Annotated in this window: 21 protein-coding genes and 1 tRNA gene; 2 read left to right on the top strand and 20 right to left on the bottom strand. The window is 27.5% G+C overall.

What is annotated here, in order from left to right; genetic code table 11:
* Nucleotides 1–9 precede the first annotated feature (9 nt).
* Both codB and I2E83_RS07165 read right to left on the bottom strand, forming a co-directional pair.
* A complete protein-coding gene (codB, locus tag I2E83_RS07170) occupies nucleotides 10–1,260 on the bottom strand; it encodes a cytosine permease (RefSeq protein ID WP_195265404.1) in 1,251 nt (416 codons plus the stop codon).
* Between the two features lie 295 nt (nucleotides 1,261–1,555).
* Complete coding sequence (locus I2E83_RS07165) at nucleotides 1,556–2,344, bottom strand: molecular chaperone DnaJ (RefSeq protein WP_195265402.1); 789 nt, start codon at nucleotides 2,342–2,344, stop codon at nucleotides 1,556–1,558.
* 561 nt (nucleotides 2,345–2,905) lie between these two features.
* Between I2E83_RS07165 and I2E83_RS07160 the strand changes: the two genes are divergently transcribed.
* Nucleotides 2,906–2,981 (top strand) — tRNA-Met (locus tag I2E83_RS07160).
* A 218-nt stretch (nucleotides 2,982–3,199) separates the two neighbouring features.
* Here the strand turns inward: I2E83_RS07160 and I2E83_RS07155 are convergent.
* Both I2E83_RS07155 and I2E83_RS07150 read right to left on the bottom strand, forming a co-directional pair.
* Complete coding sequence (locus I2E83_RS07155) at nucleotides 3,200–3,934, bottom strand: glucose 1-dehydrogenase (protein WP_195265399.1); 735 nt, start codon at nucleotides 3,932–3,934, stop codon at nucleotides 3,200–3,202.
* A gap of 330 nt (nucleotides 3,935–4,264) precedes the next feature.
* Entirely contained in the window at nucleotides 4,265–4,660 is a 396-nt protein-coding gene (locus I2E83_RS07150) for a VOC family protein (protein WP_195265397.1), read from the bottom strand.
* 162 nt (nucleotides 4,661–4,822) lie between these two features.
* Between I2E83_RS07150 and I2E83_RS07145 the strand changes: the two genes are divergently transcribed.
* A complete protein-coding gene (locus tag I2E83_RS07145; RefSeq protein WP_195265395.1) occupies nucleotides 4,823–5,059 on the top strand; it encodes a hypothetical protein in 237 nt (78 codons plus the stop codon).
* Nucleotides 5,060–5,502: 443 nt separating this feature from the next.
* Here the strand turns inward: I2E83_RS07145 and I2E83_RS07140 are convergent, their stop codons facing one another.
* The 16 genes from I2E83_RS07140 to I2E83_RS07065 form a co-directional block, all read right to left on the bottom strand.
* A complete protein-coding gene (locus I2E83_RS07140; RefSeq protein ID WP_195265393.1) occupies nucleotides 5,503–6,237 on the bottom strand; it encodes a class I SAM-dependent methyltransferase in 735 nt (244 codons plus the stop codon).
* A gap of 498 nt (nucleotides 6,238–6,735) precedes the next feature.
* Nucleotides 6,736–8,301 (bottom strand): recombinase family protein, encoded by a 1,566-nt coding sequence (locus I2E83_RS07135; protein WP_195429296.1) that lies wholly within the window; start codon nucleotides 8,299–8,301, stop codon nucleotides 6,736–6,738.
* 1 nt (nucleotide 8,302) lies between these two features.
* Nucleotides 8,303–8,503: a hypothetical protein gene (locus I2E83_RS07130; RefSeq protein ID WP_195429294.1), complete on the bottom strand. Its 201-nt coding sequence runs from the start codon at nucleotides 8,501–8,503 to the stop codon at nucleotides 8,303–8,305.
* A gap of 248 nt (nucleotides 8,504–8,751) precedes the next feature.
* The gene (locus I2E83_RS07125) at nucleotides 8,752–9,471 is read right to left on the bottom strand and encodes an HK97 family phage prohead protease (RefSeq protein ID WP_195429291.1); all 720 of its coding nucleotides are present in this window, start codon (nucleotides 9,469–9,471) and stop codon (nucleotides 8,752–8,754) included.
* Nucleotides 9,471–10,109 (bottom strand): hypothetical protein, encoded by a 639-nt coding sequence (locus I2E83_RS07120; RefSeq protein ID WP_195429289.1) that lies wholly within the window; start codon nucleotides 10,107–10,109, stop codon nucleotides 9,471–9,473. Before I2E83_RS07120 ends, I2E83_RS07125 begins: the two co-directional genes overlap by 1 nt.
* A 35-nt stretch (nucleotides 10,110–10,144) precedes the next feature.
* Entirely contained in the window at nucleotides 10,145–10,357 is a 213-nt protein-coding gene (locus tag I2E83_RS07115; RefSeq protein ID WP_195429287.1) for a hypothetical protein, read from the bottom strand.
* Nucleotides 10,357–10,728 carry a hypothetical protein gene (locus tag I2E83_RS07110; RefSeq protein ID WP_195429285.1) on the bottom strand — a complete coding sequence of 124 codons (372 nt, stop codon included), beginning with the start codon at nucleotides 10,726–10,728 and terminating at the stop codon, nucleotides 10,357–10,359. Before I2E83_RS07110 ends, I2E83_RS07115 begins: the two co-directional genes overlap by 1 nt.
* On the bottom strand, nucleotides 10,728–10,934 hold the full coding sequence (locus I2E83_RS07105; protein WP_243249595.1) for a ribbon-helix-helix protein, CopG family: 207 nt from the start codon (nucleotides 10,932–10,934) through the stop codon (nucleotides 10,728–10,730). The genes I2E83_RS07110 and I2E83_RS07105 overlap by 1 nt, the downstream gene beginning before the upstream one ends.
* Nucleotides 10,935–11,580: 646 nt before the next feature.
* Nucleotides 11,581–11,724 (bottom strand): hypothetical protein, encoded by a 144-nt coding sequence (locus tag I2E83_RS07100; RefSeq protein WP_195429279.1) that lies wholly within the window; start codon nucleotides 11,722–11,724, stop codon nucleotides 11,581–11,583.
* 160 nt (nucleotides 11,725–11,884) lie between these two features.
* Nucleotides 11,885–12,733 carry a hypothetical protein gene (locus I2E83_RS07095; protein ID WP_195429277.1) on the bottom strand — a complete coding sequence of 283 codons (849 nt, stop codon included), beginning with the start codon at nucleotides 12,731–12,733 and terminating at the stop codon, nucleotides 11,885–11,887.
* Nucleotides 12,734–12,978: 245 nt separating this feature from the next.
* On the bottom strand, nucleotides 12,979–14,229 hold the full coding sequence (locus I2E83_RS07090) for a DEAD/DEAH box helicase family protein (protein WP_207738490.1): 1,251 nt from the start codon (nucleotides 14,227–14,229) through the stop codon (nucleotides 12,979–12,981).
* A 45-nt stretch (nucleotides 14,230–14,274) separates the two neighbouring features.
* Nucleotides 14,275–14,550, bottom strand: coding sequence for a hypothetical protein (locus I2E83_RS07085; RefSeq protein ID WP_195429275.1), 276 nt, complete (start codon nucleotides 14,548–14,550; stop codon nucleotides 14,275–14,277).
* Nucleotides 14,550–14,708 carry a hypothetical protein gene (locus I2E83_RS07080; RefSeq protein WP_195429273.1) on the bottom strand — a complete coding sequence of 53 codons (159 nt, stop codon included), beginning with the start codon at nucleotides 14,706–14,708 and terminating at the stop codon, nucleotides 14,550–14,552. Before I2E83_RS07080 ends, I2E83_RS07085 begins: the two co-directional genes overlap by 1 nt.
* 161 nt (nucleotides 14,709–14,869) lie before the next feature.
* Nucleotides 14,870–15,532, bottom strand: a complete 663-nt coding sequence (locus I2E83_RS07075; RefSeq protein WP_195429271.1) for an SEC-C metal-binding domain-containing protein — start codon at nucleotides 15,530–15,532, stop codon at nucleotides 14,870–14,872.
* 25 nt (nucleotides 15,533–15,557) lie between these two features.
* Nucleotides 15,558–16,313: a hypothetical protein gene (locus I2E83_RS07070; RefSeq protein ID WP_195429269.1), complete on the bottom strand. Its 756-nt coding sequence runs from the start codon at nucleotides 16,311–16,313 to the stop codon at nucleotides 15,558–15,560.
* 146 nt (nucleotides 16,314–16,459) lie between these two features.
* Nucleotides 16,460–17,281: a hypothetical protein gene (locus I2E83_RS07065; protein ID WP_195429267.1), complete on the bottom strand. Its 822-nt coding sequence runs from the start codon at nucleotides 17,279–17,281 to the stop codon at nucleotides 16,460–16,462.
* Nucleotides 17,282–17,348: the final 67 nt, after the last annotated feature.

The following is a 17,348-nucleotide window of genomic DNA, read 5'->3' as shown; positions in this document are numbered from 1 at the left end:
ATCCTCACCTTATTTATTAGTTATTTTTGTTCCTATCACATAAACTAACATTGTTGTTATTATTGCATTTAATGCTATAACTCCTACTTGCACAACATTTGCAACGATAAACCCTGCTAAGAATGCTACTATAGCAATCCAGTTTATATCTTGGAATTTTGTCTCTTGTATATTATCATACTTTCTTTTCTTTATAAAGAAGTAATCAGCTATTATTATTCCACCTACTGGAGGTAACATTGAGTTTAAGAAAGTTAAGAATGCTGTAAAGTTATTATTTAACCATATTGCTCCTACTGTTCCTATTAACCCACTAATAATTACTAACTTCTTTTTAGGTAATTTAGTTATATTTGAAAGTCCAAGTCCTGCTGTATAAATTGCATTATCATTAGTTGTCCATATATTTAATCCTAAAACTAATATCGCAGGTAAAATTAACCCTTGTGAAAACATAACATCGGCTATATCTGAGTTACCTGTAACCATTGCCCCTACTGCTCCAAATAAGAACATTAATGAATTTCCTATGAAAAATGCTACTACAGTTGTTGATACTGCTACTTTTTTATTTTTTGAGAATCTCGCAAAATCTGGAGTAGCTGTTCCTCCACTTATAAATGATCCAACACATAATGTTACTGCTGTTACTAATGCCATCTTACTGCTTGGCTCTATGTTCATTAAGCCTTGAACTCCACCTACTGAATTTGTTGCCATTACTGCTGATGTACTACCCAATATAGCTATTGCTGGTACTGCAATTGAACTTAAAATCGTTAAAGATTTCATTCCAAAATAAGCAGTTGCTGTCATTAATAATCCTGTTATTCCAACTAATAAGTATAAGTTTATATTAAATCTATTTGCTACTGGTATTGCAAACATTGCTATTCCAACACCAAACCAACCTATTTGTGTAATACTCGTTATAAAAGATGCTAAATATGATCCTTTTTCACCAAAAGAATATCTAGCAAGTAAATGCATTGAAAGACCTGTGTCTGCTCCTATATATGCTAATAATCCTGTATAACACGCTAATATTAAATTTCCTATAAGTACTGCTATAAAGAAATCCTTCAACGGTAATCCTGTTCCTAAGTTTCCTCCTGTAAGCATACTTGCAGAGAAAAATGTAAATCCAAGCATAACCACAAACATTGAAAAGAATCCCTTCTTATCTTTTTTGTGCACATGATCTAACTCATAATCATGATTTTCATTAATAACTTCTTCTAATAATATCTTTTGTTCCATTTGTATCCCCCTAAATATTATATTTAAGGAAAACCAGTACTTATATTTAATAAAAAACGACCTCTCTATTATATAGAAAGGTCGTTAACGCTTAAAATTAGATATATAAATTAACTCTATATAACCTAATTATTCTATCTGCCGTATCATATCGACCTTATCAGTCTCTCTGGACTAAATTTAAAGGACTAGTTTTCTTGAGACAATTATATATTGATTCTCTAAAGAATGTCAACATATTTCTTATGGTAATAAATTAATTTTTAAATAAAATTTATACAAAACTTATTTTTTATTAGTTAAAAACAAAATCTTTTAATTTATCATTTATTTTATCTAATATTGATGGAACTATTTTTAGTATACTTGGTAAAAATAAAGAAACTACAAATGCCACAGCACATATTACAAATACCTCATAATACATAGGTTGTCCAATATAAACTTGATAGCCATGTATAGAAGCAACTGCAATTGCTGCTATTATGATAACCTTAGTCGCAATCCAAGATATTAAATTAATTATCTTACATAAAAATATTATTATAGATAATATGGCTATTATAGGCAATGCTATTATTTTAAATAAAATTATAATTACTCTACTTACTGTATCTATTTCACTTTTTTGTTTATTTACATCTTTTTTAGAACTTTGTCTTTTATACTTATCTTTATTACTTTCCTTATCTTTATCATTTGAAGAATTCTTTTTATTACTTTTTTGCTTCTTCATTGATGAATTATTAGAAGACGATTTTTTGCTTTTCTTCTTAGTTTCTTCTTGGTCATCATCATACTCAAAATTATTGTTATCAGCCCAATTATCTCTTTTAAAATTATTTTGAAAACCTTCATTTAAACTGTTATTATTAGAGTCATTAACGAAATTTTCTTTATATTGATTTTTTTCTCTTTCCTGTTTTATTTCTTCATAAGCTTTATCAAATACCTCTATAAAAGCCTTGGCTCTTTTCTCATCTCTAACTTCTTCTTTCAACTTATTGACTTTATTTTCATATGCTATTTTTATTTCTTCCATTGATGCATTTTCATCTACACCTAAAATCTTATAATTTTCCATATCTCTTCTCTCCATATTATTTTTTATATAATATATCCCCCATCTTTTGATTAACACTTATTATATCAATATCTATAAACTAATAAAAAGGTAATTCCTTCCTATATACTATTCTATATAAGTAAAAAGCCTAAAAAAGATAAATAACCTCATTATCAAGTTCTAATACCTCTTTGCATATGACTGTCTTCCCAAATCAGCAGTAACTTCTTTTTTAAGTTATTCCTAAATAAATCTCTAGTAAATTTATTTATTCATAAAATTATACTAATAAAATGTGCCCCTTCTCATTACAATTTTATCATCAGACAATTCTTGCAATTTTGAACTAACAATTATATCTTCTCCATATGATATTACTATATAATTGTTGAGTTCCATTAAAGACATTAGATTTTAATATAACTTCTTCTTATTTCGTAGCATTTGATACCATATGACACTCTAAGATATCTCTTGTCATCATATGCCATAATATTATGTTATATCATTTTGACATTAACCTTTATTAAGCATATACTAAGGATACAAGTTAGCAAAGCTAATATGTAAATTTAATATCGCGGGATGGAGCAGTTGGCAGCTCGTTGGGCTCATAACCCAAAGGTCGTAGGTTCAAGTCCTGCTCCCGCAACCAAAACCTTACTCTTACTGTAAGGTTTTTTATTATATTTAGAAAAGCCTAGTGATGTAACACTAAGCTTTTCTTATTTATCATATATAAAATTTTATAAACATATTAATAGTTACTAATTTGCTTGTCTTATTTATCAATTCATACAAATTAAATATGTAATCTATATGGATATATTATGGTAAATAATTACATAGTTCCTTAGATACCCTATACTTAATCTACATTGCAGTTAATCCACCATCTATAATGAATTCAGATCCTGTTGAATATCTTGATTCATCTGAAGCAAGATAAAGAACTAAATTTGAAACTTCTTCTGGTTTAGCCATTCTTCTCATTGGAATTTGTTTAGCAAAATTCTTAATTATTTCATATGATTCTCCTTCAGTAACCATTGGTGTTTCTATTACTCCAGGATGCACTGAGTTAACTCTAATTCCAAATGGTGATAATTGAAGTGCTGCTGCCTTTGTCATTCCACGAACTGCAAACTTAGTGTCTGTATAACCAATTGCTCCCCCTACCATTCCATTCATAGATGAAATATTAATTATTGAAGCTGATTCTGTTTTCTTCATAGAAGGAGCTAATGCCTTAATTCCAAGAAAAACAGACACTTGATTTATATCTACAATTTTTCTATATTCTGCTTCAGTCATTTCTAAAATAGATTTATTCATAGTTATTCCAGCATTATTAACTAAAATATTAGCTGGTCCAAATATTTTTTCAGTTTCCTCTACAACTTTCTCCCAACCTGAAGCATCAGTAACATCATGTTTAATAAACTTTGTATTACTACCTAATTCTTGTTCTAATATTCTACCTTCTTCTTCATTTAAGTCAGTAAATACAACTTTTGCACCTTCACTTACAAATAATCTTACATGTGACGCCCCCATTCCACGTGCTCCACCCGTAATAATAGCTACTTTATCTTTTAAACGTTCCATTAATAAATCCTCCTTAGTTAAATCTTCAAATTTATATTATCCTCTTAACTAGCGTTAACAACTTATTATTAACTAATAATTATTAATTAATATTACTATATTAGCAGTTATAAAATATATTATCAAGTTAATTACTATTCAATAATTGTATATTATTTATATTAATTTTATTCTTATAATCCAAGCCCTAATAGTTGAAATAAATAAAAGGTTGTCTCACTAAACAGCAGTGGGACAACCCATTAATATACATATATGTGAACTTTAAATAAATTAAATATATTTACAGCTTTAATAATAATCCTTCTTTTAAGTAATATTTTTACTAAACTAATTATGCATACAAAATCTTAATAAATATCCATTTATATCTTGTACAAGAAATTCTTTTTGTAATATTATTCTCCCATTAGATTCATATTCACTTATAGTTATATCTCTAAATAATTCTATATTATTTTTAACTAGATTATCTCTTATTTTTTCAACATTAGATACTTTCATCTCAAAATTTATTCCTCTTCCAAATGGGTACACTAATTCACCTGTATTCCAATAGCCATTTACCTCTTCTATCATAATTTGTATATCTCCCAGTGATAAAAAAGCAAATTTATCTTCTACTCTTTCGTATTCTAAGTTGAAACCTAAAATATCTATATAGAATTTCTTAGATTCTTCTATATTAATAACGGATAATTCTGGTATTAAACTGTTAAACTTCATTATTTTCATCCCCTTTACAGTAATTTTATCACATAATGATAAATTATAAATAAGCATCATCTTAAAATATTAATTGGTAACCATAGTTACATACTAAATTAATAATTTATATATAATTGTATATGTAATAACATTTAGTAAAAAACTTTAGGAGGTCAAATTATGAGTTGTGGTTGCGGAACAAAAAAAGATGGAAAATCTATTGTTGATAGACTTAGAGAAAAAGGGAAAGCAAATTTGAAATTAAATACTCCTTATCCAATAAAATGTTCATGTGGAGAAGATATCATAATGGAAACATTTGTAACTGTATGTCCAAATTGCAAAATGACTTATGCAATTACTCCATGTTCTCAAAGTGATATTAATAATATAAAAGAAGCTGGCATTAATTATTAATTAAAAGGTATGAGATTTCCCCTCATACCTTTTTTAACACTTCCATACTAATTTCATGTGCCCATATCACCATTCCAAATCTATTTCCTAATATTATTATAATATTTCTTATCTCTACGTCATATTTTCACTTCTTTTTGGTAATTCTAGATTTTGTTACCTTAACTTCTTTACTTATATATTGATTTCTTATATCTTTTTAATATTTATATTACAATCAATTTCTAAACTCCCTAAAGCATTTAATCTTATAATTTCTAACTAAAAAGAAGTTATCTTTTATACTTACTCTTCTTATAATCTAAGAAATTCCAAATGAAATTCACCTATCCTATTCTCTTTTACTTCTTAGTTTTAACTAAATTCATTTAACTAGGTTAAACAATTTTAGTAGCAAATAAAAAACTACGTTGGATGTGTATTTTATAGCAATTATTCTATAATTACTTTTTTCTTGCAGATACAAGTAACATCATCGGTCTGCGTAATTCATCAAACATACCAGGAATAGTATATAGTAAGTTCTCTGCTGGTTTTGGTTCAACAATTCCTGTTATTTCAAATCCCGCTTTTATAAGACTGCTTAAGTATGTTGTCAATGTTCTATGATATTTTATAACTTCTTCGCCTAAAAAACTTGCATTACGAAGACCTTCTGTAAAATATTTGTCAACTGGCCAATGTAGAATATTACCTTTGTCATCATAATACCAATCCTGTGTCCCTTGTGCAGTAAAAATAGGATGTTCTACAGAAAAAATAAAATCTCCACCTTTTGAAATACACTTACTTATTTTACTTAAAATATCCTCAAATGATTGAATGTAATGAAGAGCCAATGAACTTATAATAACATCAAATGAATTGTCAGGAAAATCAATATCCTCTATTGGCATGCATATATACTGAATATTTTCTGATTCTGTTTTGTTACTTGCTTCATTTAACATCTTTTCTGAAATATCAACTCCAATAACTGACTTTGCACCATTTTCTATTGCAAATCGGCAATGCCATCCAAAACCACAGCCTAAATCTAAAACTTTTTTACCTTCAAAATCCGGAAACATTTTTTTAAGTTCATGCCACTCTCCAGCACCTTTAAGTCCATTTTTCGAACGATCCATATTACTGTATTTATCAAAAAAATTTTTATCATCATATTTGTTTTGTTTCATTTCTATTACCTCCGTTTTTACTATATTGTATTGTTTCAATAAAGTGTATTCAAGATAAAAAATGATTCTGTATAATTTTTTATAAGTAAGGTCACCAATTGGAAACCCTACTTAATGATTTTTTGTGAATTATTTTCTTTATTTTAATACTCAATATAAAACGCCACCATAATCACATACTGACTTTGTATGAAGTAAATCAACCTTTCGATCTATTATAATATTTTAACCTCCTATATATAAGAAGATAGAAGTTAGTTCGTAATTTTGAACAAATTTATCCCAATATTATATATCGAATCTAAATCCATCGAAATAATAAAAAACAGTAATAATACTTATTAGTACTATTACTGTTCTGTTCTATTCTATAAAATAAATCTATATTTAAGCATCACTTTAAAAATTAACAAATTTTAGTAGTCCAATCCTCATATACCTTTCCACAAAAAAATTTAAATTTGAGAATAACTTTAGCTGGATGTTTCACACATAAAATTATAAATACTCTACTATAAAATTGTTACCCTTGGCAACTTTAATAAACCTAATTTTTTCCATCAGTTCTTCTCTTGTCAATTCTACCGTATCAAGTTTTGTAAGCTCCTTTTTTAGCTCCCTAATTGACTTTTCTACTTCTAACTTATCATTATCAATAGTATTCTTGCTTCTCTCCAATTCAAGGATTTTATTATTGTTATCCTGAATACTAATTTCTAAGTTATGAATCTTTTTATCAATAACATTTTTCATAACCTCAGAACACTCTAAAAAATTATCAACTAGCTTATCTAACTGTTGCTCTTGCTCACTATTTATCTGCTTAATGGCTTCTATTTCATTGTTGATAGTGATTGTTGACTTACTTTTCAAAGCTTTCAAATCAGCTTGTAGCTTGTACAATTTAGCTTTATTACTTAACTTTATGTTTTTATAGTAATTCTTACATAAGTCATCAATAAAAATATCCACTTTTCTTAATTGCACATTGTCATTATCACATTCATTCTTACCTTTTTTCTTTTTAGTTGAACAAATGTAATAAGGATAACTATTTATACTGCTACCAATCTTTTTACTATGGCAAATATATAAATTCTTTCCACAACAATCACAAATAAGCTTATCACTGGTATCTCTTCTATCAATATGTTTCCCTCTATTCCCATGTAGTAATCTTCTATTTACTTCTGCCATTGCCTGATTCCATATTTCTTCACTAACTATAGGTTCAATTCTACCATTCTTCTGAATAATCCAATCTTCTCTTTTGGTTCTTACATAAGTATGATTTTCAGTAAACAACCCTTTACTTTGCCATTGATTTCTAACATTATAACCACAATACTTTTTATTATGAATCATATTTTTTATTGTTGCAATAGCAAATGGCTTACCTTTAGCATTTAACATCCCCTCTTCTGCTAATATCTGTGATATTTTATCATATCCATTTCCTTGAATACATAAATCAAACATCCTTTTAACTACCTTAGCTTCATCATCTTTTATAACTAAAGAATTAGTTTCTTTAATATAATTATAACCATAAAGGCTATTATTTCTAATCTTATTAGCCTTAGCAGTAGCCATATTTCCAAACTTTGTTCTCTCTGATATATTAGCAGACTCTTCTTGTGCTAAAGTTAAGGACAAATTTAATATTAAACTATCTGTCTTGCTCGATGTATCTTTATTTATATCTGTAAAATGAACATATATGCCTTTCTGCTCAAGCTCTTTCCAAATAGCTAGAATATCAGTGTTTCTCGCAAACCTTGTAACTGACTTTGTAACAATTTTATCAAATAATGGCTTTTTAGTTTCGTCAGCGATAAATACAAACTTCTTTTTATTCTTAGTTATAAAATGTTGTTTTAACCCTGCATCCTTTAACATTTGAATAAATCCATCTCTGCCACTTATTTTAGTTCCACTTATACCAAAGTCTTGATATATTACTACTTCATCATTAGGGTATAATGATTTGATATATTCCTTTTGATTAATTAATGAACTTTCCATTTCCTCTCTTGATACTCTTACATATAGTGCTATTCTCATTTTATGCAACCTCCATACTTGTGGAAAGGTTGTTGTTAATAGTATATAAAATATTGTTTAATAGTTCAACTTCCCAAGCATCCCTATTCCCATATAGTAAAGCTTCTATTATTTCTATCACTTCCCTAATACTTCTACCCATTAGAATTAAAATGCCATCATTATAAATTTTAATGTCACCTTTCTCTTCAATTCTTATCATTGGTTTTCTCCTCCTTATACTTAATTCCCTCTATTATCCGTAAAGTATAAAAAGAAATGTAAAACAAACTAACTTTATTGCATAAATATCAATAAAATCAGTATTTCATTATATCAATTTGATTTCCTTTCAGTTTGTAATTTCTACAATCTTTACAACCTCCTTATATTAGTTTCGAGTTATTTTGAAAATTTATTTTTTCTACAGAAAGAAAAAAATGGGGATGCAATTACTGCATCCCCATTTGATTAATTCATTGATATTTTTACACTTGCACCAAATCTAAACAAATCATTTCTTCTCTGCTTTTCTATATAGCTTTTTATCTCTTGAAGTTTTTTATCTTGCTTTTCATACAAACTTTCCCTATTCTTATTTAAAACAAACTTCTGAGCTTTCTTCTCAGCACTCGCATAACTTCCAGCTTTAAATCCACGTGCTGAAGAATATGCACCTAAAGTCCACTTATCAAGAATAGATATCTCTCGAAGTTCTTGGAATGAATCAATTATCCTTATGTAGTCTATTCCTTTTTCATTAGATGAAGCTTTTCTTTCATTACCACATATAAATCCAAAGGAAAAACTAGCATTATCTTCTGATACATCTTCAAGTAATTCTAGGTTTCTTTGGGATTTGGGCAATGTAAATAAAAACCTTAATTCTCGCTCATCAACTTCATCAAACTCTAATTCATTTTCATATTCAAATTCATGGTTATATGAATGATTCTTTAAAAGCTTTGTCTTATAACCATGAGCTTTGTTACTCATTAGTGCTAACTTAAATGCCGAAGGCTCTACAATCTCTCTAAACTTTTTACCTGTCTTTCTATCTGTTATTGGATGACTTAAGCTTCTAATTGGCAAAGAACCACAAATATAAATGTGATTCTTATCCATACGTATTTCTATGTTTGAAGCTCTAAGACTTCTTATTTCATCTTGTAAAATTCTTGTTTCTATCATTATGCTATATCCTCCATAACATCCTCAAGATAAATTATCTTTTCTTCTATTCTGCTCTTGATTTCAGCTATCTTTGATGTAGCCATTAGATATAACATATTGTTTATATAATCTTCCTCAACTACATTAAAGGTTTCTTCTATACTATGAAGTTCTTTCCTTAATTCTTCTGCTTTAGCTTCACATGATTTCCTTAAGTCCTTGTTTAATTTTCCTATCGTAGAACCTTTTAAAACTTCTTTCTTAATTTCTGCTTCAAGTTCTAAAATTCTAGATTTTCTTTCTTCTGCTGGGAAAACTTCTTCAAGCTCTCTTTGCTCTATCATTTTCAAATAATCATTTCTATAGCTCATATAACTACAATTGCCAATATTTCTAATAAGCACTTCTGTTTCAGTCAACTCAGTATTTCCACCAAATATTCTATTACAATCAATCTCTTTAATATCAATATCGCAACCTTGTAATTCCTCTCTTAACTCTTTTAACTTTTTCAAATTCAATTCTAAACCGATTGGATTAAGAACTACTTGTTGTATAAGGTTTGGATTAGTTAACATCCCCAGTGAATAGCTATAATTCTCAATTTCTTGAATCTTCTTTGTGTTTATACCTTTGTTTGTTGTAATTTTTCTCATAATATTAATTTCTCCTTTTTCTCTAGTGTTTTGCTTTATCTATATCTTCTATCAGCATTAATTTTCTTCTTTTTCTTCTCAAGTTGTAGCCTTCTATCATTATCTACAATACTCTTCCATTCCTCACTGTCTAATCCATATTGACTTTTATAGAATTCTCTCAGCAAATCAAAAAGTGGGTCACCAATTAGATATGATGTATAATCTTTGCTACTGTTAATATTTTTTTTAATTAGTTTCTTAGCCATCATCCTTCCTCACTTTCATATGTAATGAAAATTTTATCTTTTGTTGTATTAGTCAATCCGTAACTCTTCATTATTAAATCAAGCTTAGTGATACTCTCATTTCTCTTAGCCAATAGTTTAAGATAAAGCTCTACATTATTCTCACATTGAGCCATGTAAGCATTTAACTTGCTTATTGTAGCTAACAACATTGCCATTGTAGTAATTGGAATAATATCTACATTCGTAATGTTTGGTATAGTCTTTATTAGCCATAAAAAGTATCTCCTTTCTTCTTTTGATGCTAATAACTCTAAGTCATTCCTTTTTTCTGCTAAATCGAAACCTATAGCACTATGAAACTCTTGTAGTTCTTGTAGCTTATCTTCCATTAGTAAAGCTCCCACTTCCTATCTTTTTTTATTTCTCTATTTGCAGTAATATCAAAGCTTCCCTCAAAGCCATGAAGTGAATAATACTCACGAAGGCTTTCTCTTATTGCGTCTGATAAACTACATTGTTTACTTTTGATTAATTCATTAATTGCTTCTCTCTCATCAGAACTAACCTTAAATGTTATTTTATAAATCCTTTTCAAAACTTTGCTCCTTTCTGTTGACAATAAATTTATTTTTATGTTAAGATAATCTCACAACAAAAAACACGTTAGAACTTGTGATTGTAACCACTAGTTTAACGTGTTTTTTTCTATGCCTTTTATCTTTAATTGTTCTAATCTGTCTTACTTAATTTCATTGAATAAAAAAGCACACATATTTTATTCTGTTGAGGGGCTGAACCCTATCAAGATAGCAATAAAAAAAGAAGGTCATCATCCCCCATTGTTAACTATACCAACAATAGAATTTATCCTCTTTTCCTCTATTTTTTATTTCTTCATATTTTCAAATATTATTTATAATCATATTTATATTATCTATTTCATCACACTCTTTAATTGTAATCATTACTTATATTTCTATAACCACATACTCATCTACTATATTTATTTCAATATGAATACTTAATCTAGAGCACCAATTTAATGATGCTCTAGCCAATACAATCAGTATTATGAATAATACTATATTACACTTCCTATATAAATTTTAAATATGAAACTTAGACTAAGCTATTACTACAAGAAAGGAAATAGTAATAGCTATTTGAAAGCTATAATTAAATATGGACTTTAGTTATCTTTTGGAGATATCTTGGTATTTATTATAGCCTTTAAATAACCACTATTTATCTCTATTTATCATCTGATGTACACAGAATCTAATATATTGACTTAATGTCATAAAATTGCTCTCTGCATTTATCTTAAATTTTTCTTTTTCTTCTTGTGTCATATTTAATAATAATTGATGTTTCTTTTTCTTCAAGTATTACTTACTCCTTTCTTTTTTAATAAATTAAAGCTCCAGTAAAAATCCCTGAAGCTTTAATAGTTTTGGTCGTTCCTATTTATGAGGAAAGCTCTTTCCTCCCTCAATTTTAATAGTATATAGTTTCCATATATTTGTCCTAAAGAAACGAATTTTTTTATTTTTTTATATTTATTTTTTGCTCGTTGTACCTAGATATCTTCTGACAAATCTTCTTAAACCTCTTTCTTACTCCGCTCTCTTGGATTCCAACTTTTAAACTAATTTCCTTAAGTGTATATCCTTCATTTATCATATAAACTACTGTTATATCATCATCAGTAAGCAATCCTTTATTCTTCATTTCATCTAATGCAACTGATATATCATATGCTATTAAACACATCATATTATCAGGTATTATATCACCTTTTAGATATATGTTTCTTATAATAGCTTCTACATGGTTCTCATTAGTGTAATCAATGGCATCATAATCCACCTTATCACCAAGCCACTGTTTAGATTTTTCTTTTTCAGTAGCACTCTTGCATATTTGTTTAGTAAGTAACATATCATCATTAATGTTGCCCATTAATCTTCTATATACCTTAACACTAAGTTTTCCAGCCTTCTGAAGGTCATCTAATAGATTCTTGTAAGTTTTATATTGTCTTAATATTAAACCCATTGCAGAATCTTCTATTAAATCCTCGTCAGTAATTTTCCAATCCATATTTATATAATCATTTTTTTCAGCTACAAATATATTAAGTGGCTCATTAGGATTGTCCACTTCTAACCCAACTCTTTGTCTTTCAATATAAGTATCAAATTCATTCTTATTCATAAGTAAGTATTTCTTTTTAATACCATTATCTCTTGGGACTTTCTTTAACAAATATGTAGATATGAACTCCTTTTGCCCATTTGTAATATTATTTAATTTACCCACTTCAATCAGTTCCTCAATGTGTGCTAACCTTTCTTCAAAAGTTTTTAATTCTAAGTTAATTTCTAATTTCATAATCTTTTATTCTCCCTTATTGTATGTATTTGATAGCCATTAATTAATTGACTATCCAATGAGTTTCCCTCCTATTTTTTATTTACAATAAAGTTATTCCCACATAGGGGTATGGGGAAAATGTGAAAGCTGTATTTTCGAAGCGTAGCGAAGAAAGATACAGCCCTTTTCCCCATCTTTAAAGTATGTACATTTTCTGTGATTTAATATATATATAGCTAGACACTGAAAATGTACATGAATTTTTAGATGCTTATTGTACTAACACTGGTTCTCTTTGCATCTGATAATCTTGAATTTTTAATTTTATATCCATTTTCAATTAACTCTTTAGATATTGCTTTCCACTTCTTTAACCTACCTCTTTCATCATATAGCTCAAGCTCATTACAAAGTTCTTGTTTCTCTTTAGATGTTAATGGTCTATTAAGCCACTTTTTATCTAGGTAAATCTTTTTATTATGTAATACATCATTAGATTTTAAGTAAAGTCTATCTATATCCTTTCTAGCTCTGCTTCTGGCTTGAATCTGAGTTGTTTTATTAGTTGAATTTACTAGAACCCACTCTATATCCTTATTCTTTATATTTATTCCAGTTTGTAACGAAGCATTTATTACTAAAATATCTACTTCTTCAGGAATTAAAGAATCTTTCACAACTGAATCTAAGCATTTTAATTGATAAGTATTCATAGCATTTTTTTTATTATTTAAACTCCATAAGCCAACTGCTTTTAAGCCTACTTCATAGCAGGTATTAACAATAAACTTTACAGTAGTTATCCTATCTGTATACACTAACATCTTTACTTTATTCTCTAATGTTAATGTCTTAAAATCTTTAATTATCTTTTTAATATCTTTATTTGTTGAGTATGGAATTATCATATTTTCTTTTAATCTTTTAATATTAGGCTCGTTCCTGAAGTCGAATATATTCTCTTTATTCAATCTCTTTAATTTTATAATTTCAGGAGTAGCACTTAATAATATAACTTTTGCTTGTTTACTCAAAGAATTAATTGTTTCAATAGCAACTCTATAAGTCTTCTTATCATCTTTATCAAATTTTCTATGATAATCTATTGCTTGATGTGCTTCATCACAAATTATCAGCTTTACTTTATTAAAAGAGTTTGGATATTTTTCAGCTAATAATCCAAATTGAGCATATGTCATCACAGTTATTTTATTTTCGCCAATTCCTTGACCAAATACAATAGAATTATTAACTACATTATTATCATCATTTTTAAAGTAAAATCTACATAAGTTCGAATAATCCTTATCTAAAGCAACTGCATTTTTTAAATTTCTTGTATCACATAAATAAATTATATTCTCTAGCTTCTCTTCTTTGATTAAAGTATTAAATGTAAAATAAGTTTTCCCACTCCCACAAGGTGCTACAATAAGATTAATTCCATTAGATATTTTATAACCTCTTTCATACCATAATTCATTAAGAGTCTTATAATTTATAATTTCATCCAAAATCCTATTTCCTCCATCTTTTGTATAACTTTGCTGGAGCTTTTATTACTCCAGCATTAATTGATTATGCAAGAAATTATTCTTCAAATAATCAATTACACTACTTTGAGTAGTAAAACAAATGCATTGATATTCTTTTTGATGTTGTAAAAACTCTACAAAATAATATCTATCATCTTTACATTTAGATATAGTAAAACTAGTTAGATAATCATAGTAACTGATTTTTTTAATACATCCATCATATTGTACTTTTATTTTTCCTTTCATGGAGCGTAAGTATTTTAGTATTCTCCATATGTCGTCATTAGTTTTTATCATTATCTGTTACCTCCATTTTCTAATTCATTTAATTTCTCTTCAATTATTTCTCTTATCCAACTTGAAACTCTCACCCTGTTTTTCCAGCAGAAATCTTCTACTCTCTTATTCAGTTCCTCACTCATTCTAATATTTATTGCTTTAGTCTGTTTTGTCATAATATCATTCTCCTTTTTCTATTTTTAATTTTCCTAACGTGTTATTATCCGGCTAAAGCGTTTCAAAATGTAAAATTATATTGTTGTTTTACTAAAATATTATTTTAAAAACAAAAAAAAGAGCTAGATTAACTCTAACTCTCTTCAATAAACATTATCTGTTATACTATTGTTCTTTTAACTTTTGAATATTTCTCTCTTAAATCATCAATATTTAATTCTAAGTTGATATTCTTTGCAAAATCTAATATTAGATTCCATAAACCACACTTTAAATATGCTGGTATATCATTTATTGGCTGATTTACAAATCCATCTAAATACTCAGTAATAGACATATCTTTTATCATACTAGCTGGAAAATCCAACTTTTGATTTGTGTTGTATACTAGTTCACTTCTTTTTAGTGTAGCAATGTTAAACCCTGCTATTATAGGCTCTGAAACCTTAATATCATTCATACCATTTGCAACAGTAATATCATATACTTCATTATATAACTCTATCCAAGAATGGTCAAAACCAGTACCTTTAAATCCTCCTACAACTCCAATACATAGTTTTGGATTTAACCCTATTTCATTCAATAAAATATATTGAATAGATGATAGTACGTGACAAGCACCTTGCCAATCATTCTTCTTCATAAATTGATATGTATCAAACATAATAGTTTTTAGCTCTTCTTTCTTATCAACAACTATATCAAGCTTATCAAAGTTCTCTTTCCAAACTAACTCAGGATTTTGTATTTTAATCATACAACACTTTTTATATTTCTTACCACTTCCACAAAAGCATATATCATTCCTACCAATATTCATTAATCTTATCCCCCATTTTACTACACTAATATAAATTTGACTTATACTCTCTCCAAACAACTTCAACAAAATTAAATACTCGTGTTATATCTACATAGTAACTATCTTCATATAAGTTCTTTTTTTCAAACAACACTTCATACTTTTTTGTGTCTGTTCTTTTAAATAGGTTATGTGAAAATGAACGCCTTAACCTCTGATTAGTTGACATTTTGAACTCATCATCATTTAAAAGAAACTCTTTAAACTCTTCTCTTAAATCTTTCAGTTCCTTTTCCTTTTTCGCCTTTTCTATAGCTTCCATTTCAGCTTGTTTTTCTTCTAACTCATAAATTTTTTCTTCATATTTTCCTTTTAATTCCTCTATCTTTTGATATGCTTCTACAACTCCATGTTCTTCAATCCAATTTTCATCTTCTATAAATGTAATATTATACCCCTCAAAAATTGTAAAAACAATTAATATATTAGGTCTTGAGAAATCTATTTTTTCCACTTGCTTATTATGAACTTTAATATCATTTTGCATTAGAGAATATATCTCTTCTTCAAGCTCTTCTTCAAATTCATCACCAATGATAAAATCTACTTTATCATAGTAACCATATGTATAGAAAACATTTTTTATATTATTAACCTTACAAAATCTAATCAACTCACTTATGTCACCTTTTTTTAAGGCAATCGATACTTTATCATAATCAGTTATTAATCCTTCTGTTTCAAAACAAAACAATTCTTCTTTTGAAAATAACTCTTCCAACTCTCTACTAAGAATCATACTATCCATCCCCTTTCTTCTATATTATACCATATTTGTTAAACCAATAAAGAGCTGAAACCATAAGCTCAGCTCTTAAATGAAATCAATATTTTATTAGCTAATATAGTATCTATCCACATATAATTACTCAAATTAAAGACGAATTAATATTTTTCTATTAATTCATCTACTGTCATTTTGTGACCATGAACCTTTCTATGACAATTTGCACATACAACCCTTAAATCAGATAATTTAGTTTTATGTCCTTCTTTCATATTAAATACTTCAACTTTATCATGGTGAACATCTAGAGCTACAATATCATCCTCACTACAAACTTCGCAAACCACTTTACCATCTCTTTTTATAACCTGTTCAAATTTTAACTCTCTTGCTTTTTTATTTCTCTTTCTAGAATTTATTACCCTCTTTATTTGTTCACCTTCATCAAATTCTAAACTCTCTAGATTTAAATTTTCATCTTCTTCTATATAATCTATTTCTACATCTATTGAATTTAAAATAGCGTTTACTTCTTCTATAGTTATTGTCTTTCCTGATACAATTGAATTAGAAAAAACTATTCCTATCTTACTTAAATATATAGGTTCTTCAAACATAACAATTTCATCAAGTATTATACTCCCTATTTCAGCTTCATCACTATTTAATTCGTACATATTATTTATTTTATCACTAAACAATTTAATATTACTACAACCATTACCTACTCCATATATATTCCAAGCATCTTCAATTGTTAATACTTCAAACTTTTTAAATATACCATATCCTACAATTTTTCTTTCTAATTTTTCTTTCTTCTCTTCAGCATTATTCTTTTTCAAAAAAAAGAATATATCTCCATTTTCAATAGCTTTAAATGAATGTTTTTTACACCAAAAATTAGCCTTACTTATACTATTATCCTTTATAAATTTAGCCCAATTATTATCTGTAACTCCTATATATCCTTTATTCATTTACTCTCTCTTATAACTCCTATTCTCATTTCATATTAAATACAATTATCTATTAATATACTTTATC

It is taken from the genome of Clostridium sp. D46t1_190503_E9 (assembly GCF_015555225.1).
Taxonomy (GTDB): domain Bacteria; phylum Bacillota; class Clostridia; order Clostridiales; family Clostridiaceae; genus Clostridium.
This window is presented reverse-complemented; position numbering and strand designations above follow the sequence as displayed.